The sequence below is a fragment of the Brevibacillus sp. RS1.1 genome (genome assembly GCF_013284365.1).
Classification (GTDB): Bacteria; Bacillota; Bacilli; order Brevibacillales; family Brevibacillaceae; genus Brevibacillus; species Brevibacillus brevis_D.
Genome location: NZ_JABSVA010000004.1, coordinates 23674 through 42968, shown reverse-complemented (window position 1 = coordinate 42968; position 19295 = coordinate 23674). Strand labels below are relative to the sequence as shown.

Annotated in this window: 18 protein-coding genes; 14 read left to right on the top strand and 4 right to left on the bottom strand. The window is 48.1% G+C overall.

The genetic code is table 11. The features are described from left to right. The first annotated feature begins 14 nt into the window (after nt 1-14). From HP570_RS14565 to HP570_RS14515, 11 genes are all read left to right on the top strand, one after another. The gene (locus HP570_RS14565) at nt 15-284 is read left to right on the top strand and encodes a YciI family protein (RefSeq protein ID WP_015893531.1); all 270 of its coding nucleotides are present in this window, start codon (nt 15-17) and stop codon (nt 282-284) included. Between the two features lie 76 nt (nt 285-360). Then, on the top strand, nt 361-768 hold the full coding sequence (locus HP570_RS14560) for a c-type cytochrome (protein ID WP_041749682.1): 408 nt from the start codon (nt 361-363) through the stop codon (nt 766-768). Between the two features lie 136 nt (nt 769-904). Continuing rightward, nucleotides 905-1945 (top strand): N-acetyl-gamma-glutamyl-phosphate reductase, encoded by a 1041-nt coding sequence (argC, locus tag HP570_RS14555; RefSeq protein WP_087341615.1) that lies wholly within the window; start codon nt 905-907, stop codon nt 1943-1945. A gap of 13 nt (nt 1946-1958) precedes the next feature. Beyond that, nucleotides 1959-2756, top strand: coding sequence for an acetylglutamate kinase (gene argB / locus HP570_RS14550; RefSeq protein ID WP_173605601.1), 798 nt, complete (start codon nt 1959-1961; stop codon nt 2754-2756). A 19-nt stretch (nt 2757-2775) separates the two neighbouring features. Further along, on the top strand, nt 2776-3957 hold the full coding sequence (locus HP570_RS14545; protein ID WP_173626189.1) for an aspartate aminotransferase family protein: 1182 nt from the start codon (nt 2776-2778) through the stop codon (nt 3955-3957). Nucleotides 3958-4105: 148 nt separating this feature from the next. After that, the gene (locus HP570_RS14540; protein WP_173626188.1) at nt 4106-5212 is read left to right on the top strand and encodes a carbamoyl phosphate synthase small subunit; all 1107 of its coding nucleotides are present in this window, start codon (nt 4106-4108) and stop codon (nt 5210-5212) included. Then, nucleotides 5205-8447, top strand: a complete 3243-nt coding sequence (gene carB / locus HP570_RS14535; RefSeq protein WP_173626187.1) for a carbamoyl-phosphate synthase (glutamine-hydrolyzing) large subunit — start codon at nt 5205-5207, stop codon at nt 8445-8447. Before HP570_RS14540 ends, carB begins: the two co-directional genes overlap by 8 nt. Further along, nucleotides 8392-9363 (top strand): ornithine carbamoyltransferase, encoded by a 972-nt coding sequence (argF, locus tag HP570_RS14530; protein WP_041749681.1) that lies wholly within the window; start codon nt 8392-8394, stop codon nt 9361-9363. Before carB ends, argF begins: the two co-directional genes overlap by 56 nt. A 143-nt stretch (nt 9364-9506) precedes the next feature. Then, nucleotides 9507-9725, top strand: a complete 219-nt coding sequence (locus HP570_RS14525) for a hypothetical protein (RefSeq protein ID WP_173605598.1) — start codon at nt 9507-9509, stop codon at nt 9723-9725. 70 nt (nt 9726-9795) lie between these two features. Further along, a complete protein-coding gene (locus HP570_RS14520) occupies nt 9796-10347 on the top strand; it encodes a DUF5317 domain-containing protein (RefSeq protein WP_173626186.1) in 552 nt (183 codons plus the stop codon). Beyond that, nucleotides 10331-11668 carry an HD-GYP domain-containing protein gene (locus HP570_RS14515; RefSeq protein ID WP_173626185.1) on the top strand — a complete coding sequence of 446 codons (1338 nt, stop codon included), beginning with the start codon at nt 10331-10333 and terminating at the stop codon, nt 11666-11668. Before HP570_RS14520 ends, HP570_RS14515 begins: the two co-directional genes overlap by 17 nt. A gap of 28 nt (nt 11669-11696) precedes the next feature. Here HP570_RS14515 and HP570_RS14510 read toward each other — a convergent pair whose 3' ends face one another. After that, complete coding sequence (locus tag HP570_RS14510) at nt 11697-12236, bottom strand: histidine phosphatase family protein (RefSeq protein WP_173626184.1); 540 nt, start codon at nt 12234-12236, stop codon at nt 11697-11699. A gap of 277 nt (nt 12237-12513) precedes the next feature. Here HP570_RS14510 and HP570_RS14505 point away from each other — a divergent pair, with 277 nt between their 5' ends. Both HP570_RS14505 and argH read left to right on the top strand, forming a co-directional pair. Further along, a complete protein-coding gene (locus tag HP570_RS14505; RefSeq protein WP_087341596.1) occupies nt 12514-13773 on the top strand; it encodes an argininosuccinate synthase in 1260 nt (419 codons plus the stop codon). Next, a complete protein-coding gene (gene argH, locus HP570_RS14500) occupies nt 13770-15215 on the top strand; it encodes an argininosuccinate lyase (RefSeq protein WP_064200479.1) in 1446 nt (481 codons plus the stop codon). Before HP570_RS14505 ends, argH begins: the two co-directional genes overlap by 4 nt. A 59-nt stretch (nt 15216-15274) precedes the next feature. On the opposite strand, the gene HP570_RS14495 is transcribed toward argH, so the two are convergent. After that, complete coding sequence (locus HP570_RS14495; protein WP_173626183.1) at nt 15275-16186, bottom strand: acetamidase/formamidase family protein; 912 nt, start codon at nt 16184-16186, stop codon at nt 15275-15277. A 132-nt stretch (nt 16187-16318) separates the two neighbouring features. Here HP570_RS14495 and HP570_RS14490 point away from each other — a divergent pair, with 132 nt between their 5' ends. Further along, nucleotides 16319-17419 carry a GerAB/ArcD/ProY family transporter gene (locus tag HP570_RS14490; RefSeq protein ID WP_173626182.1) on the top strand — a complete coding sequence of 367 codons (1101 nt, stop codon included), beginning with the start codon at nt 16319-16321 and terminating at the stop codon, nt 17417-17419. Nucleotides 17420-17454: 35 nt separating this feature from the next. On the opposite strand, the gene HP570_RS14485 is transcribed toward HP570_RS14490, so the two are convergent. Both HP570_RS14485 and HP570_RS14480 read right to left on the bottom strand, forming a co-directional pair. Then, complete coding sequence (locus HP570_RS14485; RefSeq protein ID WP_015893514.1) at nt 17455-17919, bottom strand: hypothetical protein; 465 nt, start codon at nt 17917-17919, stop codon at nt 17455-17457. A gap of 185 nt (nt 17920-18104) precedes the next feature. Beyond that, a complete protein-coding gene (locus HP570_RS14480; RefSeq protein ID WP_173626181.1) occupies nt 18105-19262 on the bottom strand; it encodes an iron-containing alcohol dehydrogenase in 1158 nt (385 codons plus the stop codon). Nucleotides 19263-19295: the final 33 nt, after the last annotated feature.

Below are 19295 nucleotides of genomic sequence, written 5' to 3'. Positions count from 1 at the left end.
GGAGAGAAACCGTCATGTTGTATGTCGCATTTTTGCCAATCGTGAATCAAGAGTTGAATGCTCAAGTAAGACCTGCGCATCTTTCGTATATCAATGATTTGTACAAGCAGGGAAAAGTGGTCATGGCAGGACCCTTTACAGATAAGCTTGGCGGATTGGTCATTTACAAAGCGGATTCTCTGGAAGAAGCCCGCAAATTAGCTGAGGCTGATCCAGTTGTTGTGGAAGGCGCGCGGACGTTGGAGTTACGTGAATGGAGTCCGCTGGAATTTCCTTTGTCCTAAATGGCTGTAGTAAGAATGAGAAGTGGTAGTTGGAGGCATACTTAGCGAAGAAATCCGAATAAAGGAGGGAACAGCCTTGAAACGTATTCCACTCGTTTTGACAGCGGCTGTACTCGCATTCTCGCTAAGTGCCTGTGGTACCAGCAAGCAAACACAGCCGCCAGCACAACAACCAGCACAACAACCTGCGACAGAAACGCCGGCAGGTGAAAAACCGGCGACAGAAACACCAGCACCTTCGACGACACCATCCGGCAGCTATGATGCAGCAACTGCAGAATCCACGTTCAAAAATACTTGTTCAGGCTGCCACGGACAGACGTTGGAAGGGGCAGTTGGACCGAACTTGCAAAAGATCGGTAGCGAGTTGAACAAGGAACAGATCCTGGCCATTTTGGAAAAAGGAAAAGGAGCAATGCCTCCGGGTCTCGTCAAAGGAAAAGATGCAGAAAACATCGCTGCATGGTTAGCGGACAAAAAGTAAACAGGGCAAGAAACCAGCGCTCGAGCAATCGGGCGCTTTTTTCTTTGGACGTAAAAAAGTTTTTCTGTTGTATTCTATATGGATTTTTATTATTATTCATGTATAAAAATACAGATGGGAATAAAGGGGAGAGAGCATGGTTCGGGTCGGGATTGTTGGAGCAACGGGGTATGGTGGCGCGGAGTTGATCCGTCTTTTGGCTGGGCATCCGCATGTTGAGATTGCCAGTTTATATTCAAGTTCATCTGAAGGAGATGGCTTGGAAAAATCGTTTCCACATGTAGCTGGGCTCGGGTTGCCCACATTGTCACCAATTGATGCAGACAGCATGAGCGGTGTGAACGATTTGATCTTCCTTGCTACACCTGCGGGAGTAAGTAGCACGCTGTCCCCCAAGTTGGTCGAAAAAGGCGTGAAGGTTATTGATTTATCCGGGGATTTTCGTCTGGTAAACGGTGCGGTCTACAAAACGTGGTACAAACATGAGCCGGCCCCGTCCCAATGGGTAGAAGCGGCGGTTTATGGTTTAACCGAGTGGAATCAAGAGCAAGTGGCGGGTGCGAGTCTTATCGCGAATCCTGGCTGCTATCCCACTGCTACGCTCCTCGCCTTGCTTCCGCTGATGAAGACAGGTTGGGTACAGTCAAACAGTTGGATCGTCGATGCCAAATCAGGTGTGTCCGGTGCTGGACGTGGAGTATCGCTAGGGGTTCATTACAGCGAGACTAATGAAAGTATTCATGCTTATAAAGTTGCGAGTCATCAGCATACACCAGAGATTGAACAGGAGCTGCAAAAACAGAGCGGGGAAGAGACGCTTGTTCAATTTACGCCGCATCTGGTGCCGATGACGCGCGGGATTTTAGTCACGGCTTACGGACAGCTAACGGCTGATGTCACTCAAGCGCAAATCCAGGAGCTATATGAAGCTACTTATGCGGATAAGCCTTTTGTGCGTGTACGTCCCGCAGGCAGTCACCCACATACGAAAGAAGTTTATGGCTCCAATTACTGCGATATCGCCATCCACGTTGATCAGCGCACGAAGCGTGTGATCTTGCTGTCGGTAATCGATAACATGATGAAGGGCGCAGCAGGTCAAGCTGTACAAAACATGAATGTCATGTTTGATTTGCCTGAGAAAACGGGCTTGCCGCTCGTACCTGTGTACCCGTAGAGGAGGAGAGCAGATGCAAGGAATTGTCGTGATCAAATGTGGCGGAAGCACCATGGATCAGCTGCCTGACTCCTTCTTTCAGGCGATTGCCGGACTGCAGGTGCAAGGACAAGAGATCGTCATCGTCCATGGGGGCGGACCTGCCATTAACAGTATGCTCGATCGAGTTCAGATCACTCCGCAATTTGTGGATGGGCTGCGTGTTACCTGCGAGGACACGCTGCGTGTTGTAGAGATGGTCTTATGCGGCAGTATCAACAAGGCGCTGGTAAAAAGACTGACGCAGGCAGGAGCCAAGGCTTGGGGAGTTAGTGGAATCGATGGTCAGACCCTTTTGGCAACAAAAACGCCGAAGCCACTCGGGTGGGTAGGAGAAATCAAGAAGGCGGATACGACTATTCCGAAAGCGATTCTTGAGCAGGGCTTCGTCCCGGTGATTGCTCCCCTTTCTGTTAGTGAAGATGGCACAGAGACATATAACGTCAATGCGGATGTAGCCGCAGGGGCGATTGCAGCAGCACTTAGCGCCGAAAAACTGATCATGGTGACAGACGTTCCGGGCATTATGCAGCCACAGCCAGACGGAACCAAGGCAGTAGTGTCAGCCACAAGTGCAGAAGAGATACAGGAAATGATTCGGGAAGAAATTATTACTGGCGGAATGATTCCGAAGGTTCAGGCAGCTCTCGACGCTCTCGGACAAGGCGTGGAGCAGGTTGTCATCTGCCGGGGAACCGCTGAAGATCTGCTCGGTGTTTGTGCGGGGCAGGCAGTTGGGACAACAGTCCGTATGAATGTCAATTACGCTTAGGATGAGGAGGGAAATGAATATGCATACAACAACAGCGCCTGTGCATCTCATGAATAACTATGCGAGATGGCCAATCAGTTTGGTAAAAGGACAAGGAAACCAGGTGTGGGATGATCAAGGCAGGCAATATCTCGATTTTACCTCGGGAATTGCCGTGACCTCGTTAGGGCATGTCCCGCCAAAAGTAACGGCTAAGCTCCACGAGCAGCTCGATACGTTGTGGCATTGCTCGAATTTGGTGCATGTTCCTCAGCAAGAGATTTTGGCGGAAAAGCTGAGTCGTCTGTCTGGACTGGATCAGGCTTTTTTCTGCAACAGTGGAGCAGAGGCGAATGAGGGCTTGATCAAGCTCGCCCGTCGCTATGCACAAAAAATAAAAGGGACCGATCGTTACGAAATCATCAGCTTTGAACAGTCTTTTCATGGGCGGACATTGGCCACCCTGACGGCTACTGGGCAGGAAAAGGTGAAGGACGGCTTCGCACCACTGCCGCAAGGATTTGTCACGGTTCCTTACAACGACCTTGATGCGGTCAAGTCAGCCATTACAGACAAGACATGCGCGATCATGCTGGAGCTGGTACAGGGAGAGGGCGGCGTGCATCCGGCAGAAGAGGCGTGGGTGAAGGCGCTGCGTGAATTGTGCGATGCGCACGGATTGCTCCTGTTAATCGATGAGATTCAGACTGGGATTGGCCGCACGGGTACATGGTTTGCCTTCCAGCACTACGACGTGAAGCCAGATGCGATTTCATTGGCAAAAGGCTTGGGAAGTGGTTTTCCGATTGGAGCGGTCGTCGCGACCAAGGAAGTAGCAGAAGCGTTTGCTCCGGGTACGCATGGTACCACTTTTGGCGGGAATCCATTGGCAGCAACTGCTGGGATCGCGACGCTTACGACGATGGAAGAGGAGCAGATCTTGGAGCGGGTAGCTCATATCCATGACGTATTGATCAAAGAGCTGGAAAAGCTCAAGGCGGAGCATCCAGACAAAGTGGTTACGATTCGGGGAAAAGGGCTGCTTCTCGGTGTGGAGCTAACGATTCCTGCTGGTGAGCCGGTTGCGTATGCACGGGAAAAAGGAGTCATTCTGCTGATGGCTGGCCCACAAGTAGTGAGACTCTTGCCTTCGTTTGTAACGACAGACGAGGAAGTAAAGCAGGCCATTACTGTATTAAGCGAGGCACTGTCGCAGGTTTAGATGAAAAAGCAAAGAATGCAACGAGTGGAAGTGGTCAAAAAACTCGTTGCATTTTTATAATCCCAAATGTATATTAATACAAAAGGTTGCATAAATTTTCGGTAAGAGCAATCAGGCCGGTGCCCATTGGAGAGGAGTGGCTTCATAGATGGATAGAGAGAAACAATCGTTAGGAACAGGGTATTTAACGCTGGAGAGCGGCGAGGTTTTTACAGGAAAGCTGTATGGCGCACCCATTAACGGATTCGGAGAAGTGGTTTTTCATACAGGAATGACGGGATACCAAGAGGTGATGACCGACCCTTCCTTTGCAGGGCAAATCGTTACCTTCACGTATCCCTTGATCGGAAACTACGGGATCAACGAAAAGGATTATGAAGCAGCCAAGCCAGCATTGACAGGGATGATTGTCAGCGAGCTATGCACGGAGCCAAGTCATTACGAATCAAACATGACTTTGGCCCAAGCCGCAGAAGCATTTGGATTCCCGATCCTTGCGGGGATTGATACGCGAACGATTACCAAGCGCGTCCGTCAAGACGGTACCGTATTCGGTGTCATTTCCGATCAGCCTATGCAGGTAGAGGAAGTGGTGTCCCTGCGCTACAAGCACGCCAAGAAATCATTAGTTGCCAACGTATCCAGACAACAGGTGGAGCGTTATCCCGGAACAGGGGAGCATGTTGTCTTGATTGACCTCGGCATGAAGCAATCCATTTTGGATGCCCTTCTCCAGCAAGGCTGCCGTGTTACGGTCGTTCCTTTTGATACGAGTTTTGCTCAAATAAATGCTCTCGCACCAGACGGCTTGTTGTTTTCCAATGGGCCTGGCGATCCGGAGCATTTGCTTGCGTATTGCAGCGAATGGCGCAAAGCTGTGGAGCAGTACCCGACATTGGGTATTTGTTTGGGGCATCAAGTATTGGCGCTAATGTACGGCGGCAAGACAGAGAAGCTCGCATACGGTCACCGCGGTAGCAACCATCCGGTCAAGGATCTGATGACTGGCAAAGTATATATGAGTTCACAAAATCACGGGTACGTGGTCAAGGAAGAGTCTCTGGATAAACGCCAGTTAGCGGTTTCCTACCGTAATGTCAATGACGGTTCAGTCGAAGGATTGCGTCACATCAGTCTGCCTGTTTTCAGTGTGCAGTTTCATCCGGAGGCACATCCGGGTCCGAGTGATACATCCCACATTTTCCACCAATTCTTGCAGTCGATGCGCGTAGTAGGAGCGAAGAGATATGCCTAAATTGCCACACATTCATAAAGTATTGGTCATCGGTTCTGGCCCGATCGTCATTGGGCAGGCAGCGGAGTTTGATTATGCAGGCGCACAAGCTTGCCTTTCCCTAAAAGAAGCTGGCGTGCAGGTCGTGCTGGTAAATAACAATCCGGCAACGATCATGACAGATGAACAAGTAGCGGACAAAGTATATCTGGAGCCGCTCACGGTGGAATCCGTGACAGCTATTATCGCAAAAGAGCGTCCCGATGGTCTCTTGCCTACATTAGGCGGCCAAACGGGACTTAATCTTGCTGTTTCGCTGGCAGAAGCGGGCGTGCTGGAAAAGTATAGCGTGGAGCTGCTGGGTACGCCACTGGCTGCCATTCAAAACGGGGAAGACCGTGAGCTGTTCAAGCAATTGATGCAACAAATCGGAGAGCCTGTTCCAGAGAGCGATACAGTCGAATCTGTAGAGGCAGCAATCGAGTTTGCGAACGCTATCGGCTATCCAGTGATTGTCCGTCCTGCTTATACACTCGGAGGAGCAGGTGGCGGGATCGCAGGGGATGAAGCATCCTTGCGAAAGGTTGCAGCCGGTGGGATTGCAGCTAGCCCAATCGGTCAGGTACTGATTGAGCGCAGCGTAAAAGGCTGGAAGGAAATCGAATACGAGGTCATGCGGGACGCAAATGATACCTGCATAATCGTGTGCAATATGGAAAATTTGGACCCGGTAGGTATTCATACGGGAGACAGTATTGTCGTTGCGCCTTCTCAGACGCTGACAGATCGTCAGTACCAAATGCTGCGCAGCGTATCAACGAAAGTGATTCGTTCGCTTGGGGTAGTTGGCGGTTGCAATATTCAATTTGCGCTCGATCCGCATTCTGATCGGTATGTGCTGATCGAAGTAAATCCTCGTGTCAGTCGATCCAGTGCGTTGGCGTCCAAAGCAACAGGCTATCCAATCGCACGGATCGCAGCCAAGCTCGCATTGGGCTACGGGCTGGATGAGGTGCTTAATCCAATCACGGGCTATACGTACGCCAGCTTTGAACCAGCGTTGGACTACATCGTTGTCAAAATCCCGCGCTTCCCGTTTGACAAATTTCCACTGGCAGACCGAAAGCTGGGGACGCAAATGAAAGCGACTGGCGAGGTCATGTCGATCGCCCGCAATCTGGAAGCAGGACTTTTGAAGGCAGTTCGTTCTTTGGAACAGGGCTGCACTCATTTGACTCGACCAGAGCTGGCAGCATGGACGCGTGAGGAGCTTGCCCAATCCTTGCAGGACGCGACGGATATCAGACTATTTGTTTTTGCCGAGGCCATTCGCAAAGGCTTTACAGAAAGTGAGCTACACAATCTGACTGGTGTCGATCCGTTTTTCTTGCGGAGCTTGCGTAAAATCGTGGACTTGGAAGTAGAGCTGTCTTGCCACGACAGCAAAACACTAACCCCAGAGCTGTTGTTGGAAGCAAAGCGTCGCGGATTTTCCGATGAAACCATCGCTACACTGGTTGGTGCTACACCTGCCGAAATCAAATCACTTCGTCAAGAATCAGGCATTACGCCTACTTATAAAATCGTGGACACTTGTGCGGCAGAATTTGATGCCCAAACCCCTTACTACTATTCGGATTGGCAAGGAATAGATGAGGTCGAGTCACTGTCTGGCCGCAAAGTTCTGGTACTTGGCTCAGGTCCTATACGCATTGGTCAGGGAATCGAATTTGACTACTGCTCTGTGCATGCAGCCAAAGCACTTCAGGCAAGTGGTATTGCGGCAGTCGTTGTGAACAACAACCCAGAGACGGTCAGCACTGACTACGAAACAGCCGACCATCTATATTTTGAACCACTTCACGTAGAAGACGTGCTGCATATCGCAGAACGCGAACAGGTTGAGGGCGTCATGGTTCAGTTCGGTGGTCAAACTGCGATCAATTTGGCAGCCAAGCTGGAGAACGCGGGGCTGAAAGTAATGGGTACGTCGCTTACCGCAATCGAACGCGCGGAGGATCGCGAGCTGTTCTACGCCATGCTGCGCAAGCTGGACATTCCGCATATCCCCGGTAAAGGAGTATCGTCCTTGGAGGATGCAACCGCGATCGCGGAGGAGATCGGTTTCCCTGTTTTGATGCGACCTTCGTACGTCATCGGCGGGCAAGGTATGGTAGTTGTCCACAATATCGACGAGCTACAAGCTACCCTTTACGACTGGTTGAACCATCCGGACATGAGCATGTTTTTCCCGCTCCTTGTGGATAAATACGTTCCAGGCAAGGAAGCAGAAGTAGACGCGGTATGCGACGGACAATCTGTTATCATCCCAGGGATTTTCCAGCATGTGGAGAGAGCCGGCATCCACTCAGGCGACAGTGTAGCCTTGTTCCCAGCTCCTCATCTGACGGATGACATCAAGCACAAAATCGCGAGCTATACCGAAGCAATCGCGAAGGAAATGGAAGCGGTCGGATTAATCAATATCCAGTTCGTCATTGATGGGGAAACGGTTTATGTACTGGAGGTAAATCCACGGGCATCACGGACCGTACCGATTACAAGCAAAGTGACTGGCATCCCGATGGTTCAACTCGCGGTTCGCGCACAATTGGGTGAAAAGCTGGCGGAGATGGGCTATGGTACAGGGCTTTTACCAGAGATTCCGTTTGCAGTCGTCAAGGCACCTGTTTTCTCCACGATCAAGCTAAACGGTGTAGACCCGGTACTTGGTCCAGAGATGAAATCGACGGGCGAAGTTCTCGGCTTGGGGCATTCTTTCGAAGAGGCAGCAGGCAAAGCCTTTGCTTTCAAGGACAATTTGTACGGCGACTGGCAAAAAGGTCAGTTGGTCATGATTTCTCTGGCAGATGGAGATAAGCAGGAAGCTGTAAGAGAGCTGCTGGGGCGACTCCACGCTGACGGAGCGGAACTGGCGGCGACTCCCGGAACGGCCGAGTGGCTGGCAGCCAAAGAAATTGTCGTGAAGCATATCGTGGCAGATGAAGCGGCGTGGATCGAGCTGTTGCAAAAGGAAGAAGCGGCCTTCGCTCTCGTTACTGCGACGAAAGGCAATCGTCAGGGCCGGACAGGATTTGCCCTGAGAAGCAGGATGGTACAACAGGGTGTGCCATTGTTCTCCGCTGTCGATACGTTCGAGTTATACGTGAAGTCTATTTTGAAGAAAAGAGGTGGCTCGCATGCAGCCAGTGAAGATATTGGAACACTTTCAAAACTTGCCGTTACAAAAGCATAAAGGAAAGGACTTCCTGCGCGTCGATGAATTCAACGGGGAAGAATTGATGGAGCTGCTCCATCTGTCTGCTCACGTCAAGCAATTGCAAAAGCTGGGTCAGCCATTCCAGCCTTTGCAAGGCAAGACGTTGGGAATGATCTTTGACAAGGCTTCGACCCGCACGCGCGTCTCCTTTGAAGTAGGGATGCACCAGTTGGGCGGCCTGGGGATGTTCATGAGCGGAAAAGAGCTACAGCTCGGACGCGGGGAGCCGATCAGCGACACAGCAAAAGTTCTCTCTCGGTACGTGGATGCCATCATGATTCGTACCTTTTCCCACTCCTATGTAGAAGAGCTTGCTCTGCACGCGTCGATCCCCATTATCAATGGTTTGACCGATCTGTACCATCCTTGTCAGGCTTTGGCTGATCTGCTGACGATCTGGGAGCATAAGGGCAAGCTGAAAGGAATCAAGCTCGCCTATGTAGGAGACGGCAATAACGTGGCGAACTCACTGGTGCTGGGCGCAGCTCTGCTAGGTCTTGATGTGCGGGTGGCGACTCCGGTAGGCTACGAAATGGATACAACCATTGTCGCAAAAGCTACAGGGTACGCGAAACAAAGCGGTGGAAAAATGATGGTGACCACTGATCCGATAGAGGCTGTCATGGGGGCAGATGCTGTATACACGGACGTTTGGACTAGTATGGGTTTTGAAGAAGAAAATGAGGTGCGATTGAAAGCATTTGCCGACTATCAAGTGAACGAAAAATTGGTAGCAGCGGCAGACCGTGATTATCTCTTCTTGCACTGCTTGCCAGCACATCGTGGGGAGGAAGTGACAACCGGGGTCATCGACGGATCGCGCTCTGTCATTTTTGATCAGGCTGAAAATAGATTGCACGCACAAAAAGCGATCTTGGCGGCGCTGGTGTGAACATAGTTCTAGTTAAATAGAACTATCTGCAATTAAATCGAATAGACTATGAATCTATGATTGCCGAATTTTGTCACTTATGTGTAAAATAAAGGTAGGAAAGAAGCGAAGAAGTACGGACTGTATCTGGTCGCTTGGTCCGTATGGAGCCAGTAGCGAATCCAACCTTTTCCGTAATGGAAAAGGAAAGGGGAGCAGGGGCTGTACTTGGTCGCTTGGCCTCTGCATCACGGACAGTAGCGAAGCCAGCTTTCTCCACTATGCTTGAAGGAGGGGAAAAGAAAATGAAAAAATGGTTCGCGGCAATTATGATGGTGGTAGCAATCGTAGCAGCTACTTCTGCAAACTTCCATATTGGATAAATAAGCGTATCGGAGAAACAAACACCGCTTGGCTGAGTGGTGTTTTTTCTTCAAGCTTGGAGGAAACAACATGCTATTGGATGTAATTGCCCTATCTTTTCTCGTAGCATTGCTGCGAGGGGGAAGAATCAAAGAATTACCTAAGTTCAACCAAATGAAACTTCTTATCGTTACCATATTGCTGCAGTCTTGTGCAGTTTTCTTCCCTACGATCGGTGGCATTTTCATATCGATCGCGTATGTGTTTATTTTGGCCTTCCTCGTTTTTAATCGAGAATTTGAAGATATGCGGATTTTTTTAATCGGCTGGTTTCTGAATGCGATTGCAATTTGGTCTAACAATGGAAAAATGCCAATCGATTTAGTTCAAGCAGCAAAGCTTCCTTATGATTTAGAGCCTGTTATAAACGGAACGAATTACAAGCATAGTGTATTGACGGAAAGTTCGAATTTTCCGTTTTTGACGGATGTCATTTACATGCCATCTTTCATTCCGCGGATTATTAGCATCGGCGATATTTTTATTATGTTAGGTGCCTTTTTACTTGTTCAGCGATTGATGAATAAACCGATTTCATTACTACAACTTCGCGAAGGTAAAAGTTATGCGACAAAAAACTGATTTTGCAGTTTGGATAAAAGGGATTGTTGTCCAGGTTGGATTTGTCATTGCAGCAATCTATATTTTTTACACATCTTCATCTGAATGGGCTGCTCGTGAGCATTGGGGGGTATTATCTACCTACACCCTCCTGACCATTTTTTCCTGTTTTGCTCCCGTGCGTATATCTAATACGATTTTAACAGTGAACAATGCTGTAATCTTTTCGGGTATCTTGTTGTACGGAGTTTGGGTCGGAGTATGGGCTGCTGTTATTGAATCTTTAATCATTGCTTTCCTGGTAAGGTTTAATCCGCTAAAAGCTATTATTAACATTGGGCAGTTGTTAATGACTATATGGACAGTAGCGTTTTTGAAGGATTGGATCGAGGGCTTAGGAACTGTTTCTCCCATTATTAGTGATTTGTTTTTGGCTGTTGTGTATTGGTTTGTGAACCTGACTTTATGTGGATTGGGTATCTCCTATTTTCATCAAATGACCTGGGCGCGAACCGTAAAGATGATGGCAAAAGGCTTTACCTCGACTTACTTGTTGCTTTTAATTCTTGCCGGGGTAGGTTCACGATTAGTAGAGTTATATGGTCCGTTAACACTAATTCCTATGACGATTGCGTTTATTACGATCAGCTACGTTTTTCATCATTACTATGACAATCTTCAAAGGCTTCAGCAAAAAGTGGAAGAGGTCAAATCATTCAATCACAACTTCTTAACGACGATGGCTGCTTCCATTGACGCACGAGATCGATACACAAGTGGACATTCTCAGCGTGTAGCTTACTGGGGAAGAGAAATTGCGAGAGATATTGGTTTGGCCGAACGAAAAGTGGAGGATGTTTATATCGGGGGAATCCTGCACGACATTGGAAAAATTGGCATCGAAGACGAAATTCTCAATAAAAAAGGAAAGCTCACTCCAGAAGAGTATGACAAGATCAAGCAGCACACGGTCATTGGTTACGAAATCATTTTGCAAGCAGGGATGTTCAATGAATTGCTTCCGGCGATCCGCTCGCATCATGAGCGTATAGATGGAAGGGGCTATCCGGATGGTTTAGCCGGGGATGAGATTCCGCTGATGGCGAGAATTTTAGCGATTTCAGACGCTTTCGATGCGATGGTTGCGGACAGGCCTTATCGAAAAGGGCTACCTGTGGAGGAAGCGCTTCAAGAAATCAGAAGAGGCTCCGGTACCCAATTTGATCCGATATTGGCGGAGCATTTTATCAGAATCGTTCAGCGACTGCCGTGCGATGAGTTGCAGAGCATTATCGGAATAGAGTCCATCCCACAAAAACAGTTACAGGAGGCAATCAGATGAGCTGCCCCTTGTAACTGTTTTTATTCGTTTACGACCATATGCGGACGAGCTCACTGGTTTCTAAATGGCAGGTAAGCTTGAAGACATCTGGATTGCTTAATTTCTCCCAATCGTGAAAGCCAAAGCGATCATCTATTGATTTCATGAACAAGGCCAGTAGGCATCCGTGACTAACAAGCACAATGTTTTTATGCTCGTCTGCCAAAATCTCAGTGAGCAGCGAATTTGCCCGGTTGATAGCAGTAAGATTGGATTCGCCTCCTTCGAGTTCAAGAGTCAAGTCATCGAACGTATCGCGGAGTCGCTCGAACCAATCCTCACGTGGTACTCCGCTAAGGACACGCTCGACCAAGCGCGTGTCTTCTTCAACTACGATTCCGCGTTCCTGTGCAAGTGGCTGGATGGTAGCAACCGCCCGATGATACGGACTCGAAATGATTCGATCAATGGGGGAACCAGCGAAGAAGGTGGCAAGCTCCCGAGCTTGTACTTCTCCCTTTTCCGTGAGCAAGGCTTCGGGTTCTTGGCCAGCAGCCTGACAATGACGTACCAAATAAATTATTTTCATAATCCCTCCAACAGACTTCTCCTATGGAATTCCTCCATTCACTCATTCGTTGCCCAGGATAAGTTTCCCTTTTGATGACGAGAACGTTTATGCATAAACAGATGATGAGTATGCATAAAAACAAGACACTCTTTATACGAGAAGTGTATATTTTCATTGCGTATTCGTCTTTGAATGCGAATTAACAAGAAATTCACAAGAAAAATAGTTGTATTTTTATTAGTTCGTTTGTATAATTACTCGCATAAGAGAAACTTCGAAACGGGGAGAGAGAATGATGGCAAAAGAAAAAATTGTGTTGGCCTATTCAGGCGGTTTAGATACATCGGTAGCAATTAAATGGCTGCAAGATACGTATAACTACGATGTCATTGCAGTTGCATTGGATGTAGGGGAAGGGAAAGACCTCGATTTCGTACAGAAAAAAGCATTGCAGGTAGGGGCATTGAAATCAATCGTAGTGGATGCAAAAGATGCATTCGCAGAGGAATTCGTGTTGCCAGCTCTGAAGGCAAACGCGATGTACGAAGGGAAATATCCGCTAGTGTCTGCACTGTCGCGTTACCTGATTTCGCGCGTGCTGGTTGAAATCGCGGAAAAAGAAGGCGCGGTAGCTGTCGCACATGGTTGCACAGGAAAAGGAAACGACCAGGTACGTTTCGATGTTTCCTTTACAGCACTGAACCCGGATATCAAAATCGTGGCGCCGGTTCGTGAATGGGGCTGGACGCGTGACGAAGAGATCGAATATGCGAAAAAGAACAATATTCCGATCCCAATCGATCTGGACAATCCATACAGCATTGACCAAAACCTGTGGGGCAGAAGCTGCGAGTGCGGTGTTCTGGAAGATCCATGGGCAGCTCCTCCAGAAGGTGCATACGATCTAACGAAGTCAATCATGGATGCTCCAGACGAGGCAGAAGAAATCGAAATCACCTTCGTGCAAGGGAAGCCAACGGCATTGAACGGCGAAGAGCTCCCACTGGCTGAGCTGATCCTCAAGCTGAACAAGATCGCTGGAAACCATGGTGTAGGCCGTATCGACCATGTGGAAAACCGTTTGGTGGGCATCAAATCTCGCGAAGTTTACGAGACACCGGCTGCGACTACTTTAATTTTGGCGCACCGTGAGCTGGAATTCTTGACCCAACCACGTGAGGTCGCTCAATTCAAACCGATTGTCGAGCAAAAACTGGCGCAAGTGATTTACGAGGGTCTTTGGTTTTCGCCAATTCGCAATGCTGTCCAGGCATTCATTGAAGAAACGCAAAAACACGTAACGGGTGTTGTACGCGTGAAGCTGCACAAAGGACATGCGATCGTTGTCGGCCGTACCTCTGCATCGTCTCTCTACAGCCATGAGCTGGCGACTTACAATGCAGGTGACCAATTCGACCACAAAGCAGCACTCGGTTTCATCAAGCTGTGGGGTCTGCCAACAAAGGTATACGCACAGGTAAACGAGGGTGTACTGCACGAGAATAAAAACACGGCCATTAAGATTTTGGATGAAAAGGATGCGATCAAGCAATGAAACTCTGGGGAGGACGCTTCACGAAGCCGACAAATCAACTCGTAGAAGAGTATACCGCTTCTATTTCTTTCGACCAGAAAATGTGGCGACAGGACATCGTTGGAAGCCTGGCTCATGTTGCCATGTTGGGCAAGTGTGGCATCCTGCCGATGGAGGAAGTAAGACAGATCATTGCTGGCTTGAAAAAAGTAAAAGAGAAAATTGAGCGCGGGCAAGCTGAGTTTCTCGTTGCGCACGAAGATGTGCACATGAATATTGAAAAGATGCTGATTGAAGAGATCGGTCCGGTGGGGGGCAAACTCCATACTGGACGCAGCCGCAATGATCAGGTTGCTTTGGATATGCACCTGTACCTCAGAGAAAAGCTGATGGAGATTATCCAATTGGCGATGTATTTGCAAGAGGCATTGTTAGAACAAGCAGGCCAGCATCTCGATACCGTCATGCCAGGCTATACACATTTGCAACGTGCGCAACCGGTATTGTTTGGCTATCACCTGATGGCGTATGTGTCCATGCTGCAACGCGATATCGAACGGATGACCGAGACGTGGAAGCGTGTGAATGTGTTGCCGCTTGGAGCAGGTGCTCTCGCAGGTACGACATTCCCGATCGACCGCACATTTGTAGCGGAATTGCTGCAATTTGACGGTATCTATCAAAACAGCATGGATGCAGTGAGTGATCGTGATTTCATTGTCGAATTTTTGGCAGACGCTTCTTTGGTCATGACTCATCTTTCCCGTCTGTGCGAAGAGCTCGTCATCTGGAGCAGTCAGGAATTTTCCTTTGTGGAGCTAGACGATGCTTTTTGTACGGGGTCCAGTATTATGCCGCAAAAGAAAAATCCTGATGTGGCAGAGCTGGTTCGCGGGAAAACAGGGCGTGTTTACGGCAATCTGTTTGGATTGTTAACCGTATTGAAAGGCTTGCCGCTGGCGTACAACAAGGATATGCAAGAAGATAAAGAGGGCATGTTTGATACGGTAGCTACCATTCATGGTGCACTAGCGTTGCTCACGCCGATGATTAAAACGATGCAAGTCAAAACAGATCGTATGCGTCAAGCAGTTACCAATGACTTTTCCAATGCGACAGATTTGGCAGATTACTTGGTTCGCAAAGACATGCCGTTCCGTCAGGCGCATGAAGTCGTAGGGAGAACCGTTTTGTACTGCATCGAGCAGCAAAAATATCTTCTGGATCTGACCTTGGAGGAATTCCAGAGCTTCTCAGAGGCTATTGGAGCAGATGTGTATGAAGCGCTAGCTGTTGAGACCGTCGTCAATGCGCGCAACGTGTTGGGTGGGACCGCTCGTAATCAGGTAGAAGTCCAAATGGATTGGTATCGCAAGCAACTGGTAGAAACACATGCTTGGGTGGATAAAAACAGCCAAAAGGTCATGATTGAATCCCTGATCGATGTTGGTTCACCTGCATAAAAACGTGCATGTATAAAGGGAAAAACCCCATAGCTTTGGGGTTTTTTTGCGTTCTATCCTTATCTACCGACTATTTTCGAATCAAAGCCAACTGCGGTTGCGTACGCGAGAGGCAACTCCATACGGGCTGTCTTTAAAGGATCCACGACCTGACAGATGCGCAAATCTCCCGCAGCGGAGAGCAGGAAGGTGGCTTCGGCCTTTTCTACGCCGAGCTCTTCGTGTAGAAATTGTACCATGTTGATGACCGCTCGATCCGCAGCCTTGTCCAGCGCTTTTTCCGACGCAATTGTGATCAAATGCTCCTGGTTGACTGCCATCGGTAACGGCCACTGTTTTCCTTTTATTACATCGAGCTTTACGGTTACTTCCCCTGCGATTTCCACACCACATACAGCAACTTCACCGTCAGCCATTGCAGCATGAAGGTCACCCAGGGCAAACAATGCGCCGGGAACATTTACGGGTAAAAGCAATGTAGTACCTTCGCGCATTTGCTTGCAGTCCATGTTACCGCCGTGATCGCCTGGCGTACCGCATGAAATGGCTTCTTTGGCAGGAGCTGTTCCAATTACGCCAATCATAGGACTGATCGGAACCTGAAGCTTGTCCGACAAGACAGCTTTTCCATCTTGTATCGGAATCATTTTGATCACATTTTCTTGCAGGTCGAAACCCATTACACCCAGTTCCGGCCCTGTAACCATTACGCCTCGATTTTTAATCTTAATTTTCTGAATATGAACAACCAAAATATCACCTGGTTCTGTTCCTTCTATATAAATAGGGCCGGAAGCAGGGTTGATCCGATTCCAATCAAGCTCTTGAAACACCGTGTCAGCCGATTGGATTTGGTCCTCGAAGCAATCGCAGGTTTCAAACGTTACGATACTGCCTGCTTCTACCTTCAAGACCGGCCGATTCTCAGGAGACATGGCATAAATTACGTCCTGCTTTTTTACTCTATACATGGTTGCAGTCCTCCCATCCATTTTACATATATTTCTTTATCATAGCATGAAATGCCTACGTGTTTAGCGCCGATTCATGGAGGAAATAATTGTATAAAGGGATCGAAGGCCTAAAGAGAGCAGGGAGCAATCATGCAAGAGAGCTACAAGATCAGTCCCCGGCAACTATTGATGCTCGTCACCCTAGTTACCATTGGGGATTCCGTTCTCGTTCTGCCTGGAGTGACGGCTACACTCGCTAAACAGGATGCGTGGATATCCATCCTGATCGGGCTTGTGGTGGGACTGCTCAATATTGTCTTACTCATAGCTGTGGGGAAGCTTTATCGGAATCAGAGCTTCTTTACCTTCGTTGATCAAACCGTTGGGAGAGTATTAGGAACGATCATTACCCTCTCGTTTATTGGTTATACGCTGTTTTCAGCAGGGGCGCATGTGATGGAAATCGGCGACTTTGTTGGCACGCATCTATTAGTCTCGACTCCAAGATTCGCGATACAGCTATTGTTTGTCATTGTGATTATGTTTGGTGTGCGTTTGGGACTGCAAACAGTCGCAGAATCGGCAGAAATCTATTTTGTCTGGTTCTTTTTCTTTTTTGGTTTACTCATGATTACTCTTCTGCCACAGGCGGACATGTCGAGAATTCAACCTGTATTTGAAAATGGGTGGAAGCCAATTTTGCAGGGTTCTACAGCGGCAATTGCCTTTCCTTTTTCAGAGCTGGTCATTTTTATGGCGGTTCTTCCGTTTGTCTCGCCTATCCAAAAACGTATGAGATCTTTTTTTCTGGGGACGTTGCTTGGAGGGATTGTGTTGTTCATCATCATGCTGATGTGCATCCTTGTTTTGGGGGCAGAACAGACTTCGCGGCATTTTTATCCAACCTATGTTCTTATCAAACAGCTAAAGCTCGGGGATTTCATCCAGCGGCTAGAGGCGATTATCGCGGTGATTTGGTTTATCGCGGTGAGCGTCAAAATTACATTATATTGCCTGTTTTTTCATTTGGGCATCCGTCACGTCTTTCGAATCGAGAACTTCAGGGTTCTCATCCTTCCGTACATCGTTTTGCTCATGGTAATGTCTACGATTTTCTCGCCCAATATGGTTGTCTATGGCGACATCATTGCGAAGTACTGGCCATTCTATGATGTTACCTATAGCATCGGTGTACCGTTGGTGCTCCTGTGTGGGTATGCCATTCGAAAAAGGTATGGCTCGTCCATTTGAATTGGACGAGCCATAATGAATTGATCGAACATAAATTATTGGATAGATAGAGCATATCCGTTTGTGGTGTTACCTTCAGCACCTGATTTACTCACTCGGTCAATTAAAATATAGTATTTTTGCGCAGAAAAATACATGGTAACTGATTCAGCGCCACCTACACCGTTTTTATTTGAAATGGATTCATCCAATACTTTGTTACGCGCTGCATCCCATATTTCAAATTTCAAATCCATATTGGAAGGAACGTTCAATCTAATTGTTCTTGTACCACTTGTTTTTGGGTAAAAAGCAACGTAGTCTTCATCATCAATATCCCAAATGTATCCTTGTGCGACATCCCCGATTCCTAGAACAAATCCATTTGCATCACGTTGACTCCATGTATTATTGCTTTGCTGATTTGTTTCCGTTTCCCAATACGATGCAGCAAATACAGAGGATGCCACTGTTAAACTCAAAACCAATGATGAAAGACCGACTAGAAGCTTTTTCTTCATAGTAAACCCTCCTTTTAACGACTTTATTTTACAATTTTCATAATATTCTATTTAAAAAAGGTTGTAAATACAGAATTTTACATTAATTTTCATGAGATGATAGATTTTGTATCTGTTTTCAAAAAAGTAGAAGCAACTGATTCGTATATAATCAATTGCTTCTAACTGTCGATTTATTGTATTTTTTACAAGCTTAATCGAAGAATCTGTGCCACATCGTCACTCGTCAATGTTTTAAACTGGCCGATCGGTCCAAAAGGAGTAGCTTTTTCGGCCATGAGCTGCAAGTGCTCGTCGGTGATGTCGTAATCAGCCAATCGGGTAGGGGCACCGATACGCGCAAAGAAAGCTTCCGTAGCGGCGATCCCTTCCAAGGCGATCTCATCGTCTGTCTTGCCGGAAGGATCGACATTCCATACTTCTGTCGCGAACCGCACAAAGCGAGCGACGTTTTCACGGTACACATAGCGCATCCATTTCGGGAAGATGATTGCCAGACCGCCACCGTGCGGGATGTCGTAAATAGCACTGACAGCATGCTCAATGGAGTGGGTTGCCCAGTCTGTTGTGACGCCAACCGGGAGAGTGCCGTTCAATGCCATTGTTCCGCAGTACAGGATGTTGGCGCGGGCATCGTAGTCTTCCGGATTGGTGAGGACGCGTTCTGCATTTTCGATGACGGTCTTCATGATCGACTCGGCAAAACGTGTTTGCAGTGGAATTTCGGCTGTATGCGTGAAATACTGCTCGAATACATGGGACAAAATGTCGCTGATTCCGTAGATCGTTTGGTCGCGAGGTACGCTAAACGTATGCTCTGGGTCTAGAATCGAAAACGTCGGAAACGTCGTGCCAGCCCCATGCTTTTCTTGTGTCTCCCAGTTGGTGATGACACTTCCCCGATTCATTTCAGAACCAGTAGCAGCAAGTGTCAGTACGGTACCGAGGGGCAGAGCCTCTTGTGCGACCGCTTTGCGCGTATAAAAATCCCAAACATCTCCCTCGTAAGGCACACCAATCGCGACTGCTTTGGCCGCGTCGATTACACTACCACCACCTACAGCGAGTATCCAATTGACACCCTCTTGGCGGCATAACTCAATTCCTTTGTTAACGGTACTCAGACGTGGATTTGGCTCCACTCCGGACAACTCATGCACGCGGCAGCCCGCAGACTGGAGAAGAAAAATCACTTTGTCGTAGAGACCAGTTCGCTTTATACTGCCACCACCATATACCAAAAGAACGGTGGGACCTAGCAGACGTGCTTTTTCCTCGAGCTGGGCCAATTGACCCCGTCCAAAAATCAGCTGTGTCGGGTTATGGTAAACAAAATTTTCCACGTTGATAACCAGCTCCTTTTTTATGATGACCTC

Bases quoted from the DNA above. Each gene is read 5' to 3' on its own strand.
- carB (WP_173626187.1), top strand. From the start codon at position 5,205: ATGCCTAAATTGCCACACATTCATAAAGTATTGGTCATCGGTTCTGGC.
- HP570_RS14485 (WP_015893514.1), bottom strand. From the start codon at position 17,919: ATGAAGAAAAAGCTTCTAGTCGGTCTTTCATCATTGGTTTTGAGTTTA.
- HP570_RS14565 (WP_015893531.1), top strand. From the start codon at position 15: ATGTTGTATGTCGCATTTTTGCCAATCGTGAATCAAGAGTTGAATGCT.
- argF (WP_041749681.1), top strand. From the start codon at position 8,392: ATGCAGCCAGTGAAGATATTGGAACACTTTCAAAACTTGCCGTTACAA.
- HP570_RS14515 (WP_173626185.1), top strand. From the start codon at position 10,331: ATGCGACAAAAAACTGATTTTGCAGTTTGGATAAAAGGGATTGTTGTC.
- HP570_RS14495 (WP_173626183.1), bottom strand. From the start codon at position 16,186: ATGTATAGAGTAAAAAAGCAGGACGTAATTTATGCCATGTCTCCTGAG.
- HP570_RS14490 (WP_173626182.1), top strand. From the start codon at position 16,319: ATGCAAGAGAGCTACAAGATCAGTCCCCGGCAACTATTGATGCTCGTC.
- HP570_RS14540 (WP_173626188.1), top strand. From the start codon at position 4,106: ATGGATAGAGAGAAACAATCGTTAGGAACAGGGTATTTAACGCTGGAG.
- HP570_RS14520 (WP_173626186.1), top strand. From the start codon at position 9,796: ATGCTATTGGATGTAATTGCCCTATCTTTTCTCGTAGCATTGCTGCGA.
- HP570_RS14505 (WP_087341596.1), top strand. From the start codon at position 12,514: ATGGCAAAAGAAAAAATTGTGTTGGCCTATTCAGGCGGTTTAGATACA.
- HP570_RS14510 (WP_173626184.1), bottom strand. From the start codon at position 12,236: ATGAAAATAATTTATTTGGTACGTCATTGTCAGGCTGCTGGCCAAGAA.
- argC (WP_087341615.1), top strand. From the start codon at position 905: ATGGTTCGGGTCGGGATTGTTGGAGCAACGGGGTATGGTGGCGCGGAG.
- argB (WP_173605601.1), top strand. From the start codon at position 1,959: ATGCAAGGAATTGTCGTGATCAAATGTGGCGGAAGCACCATGGATCAG.
- HP570_RS14545 (WP_173626189.1), top strand. From the start codon at position 2,776: ATGCATACAACAACAGCGCCTGTGCATCTCATGAATAACTATGCGAGA.
- argH (WP_064200479.1), top strand. From the start codon at position 13,770: ATGAAACTCTGGGGAGGACGCTTCACGAAGCCGACAAATCAACTCGTA.
- HP570_RS14525 (WP_173605598.1), top strand. From the start codon at position 9,507: ATGGAGCCAGTAGCGAATCCAACCTTTTCCGTAATGGAAAAGGAAAGG.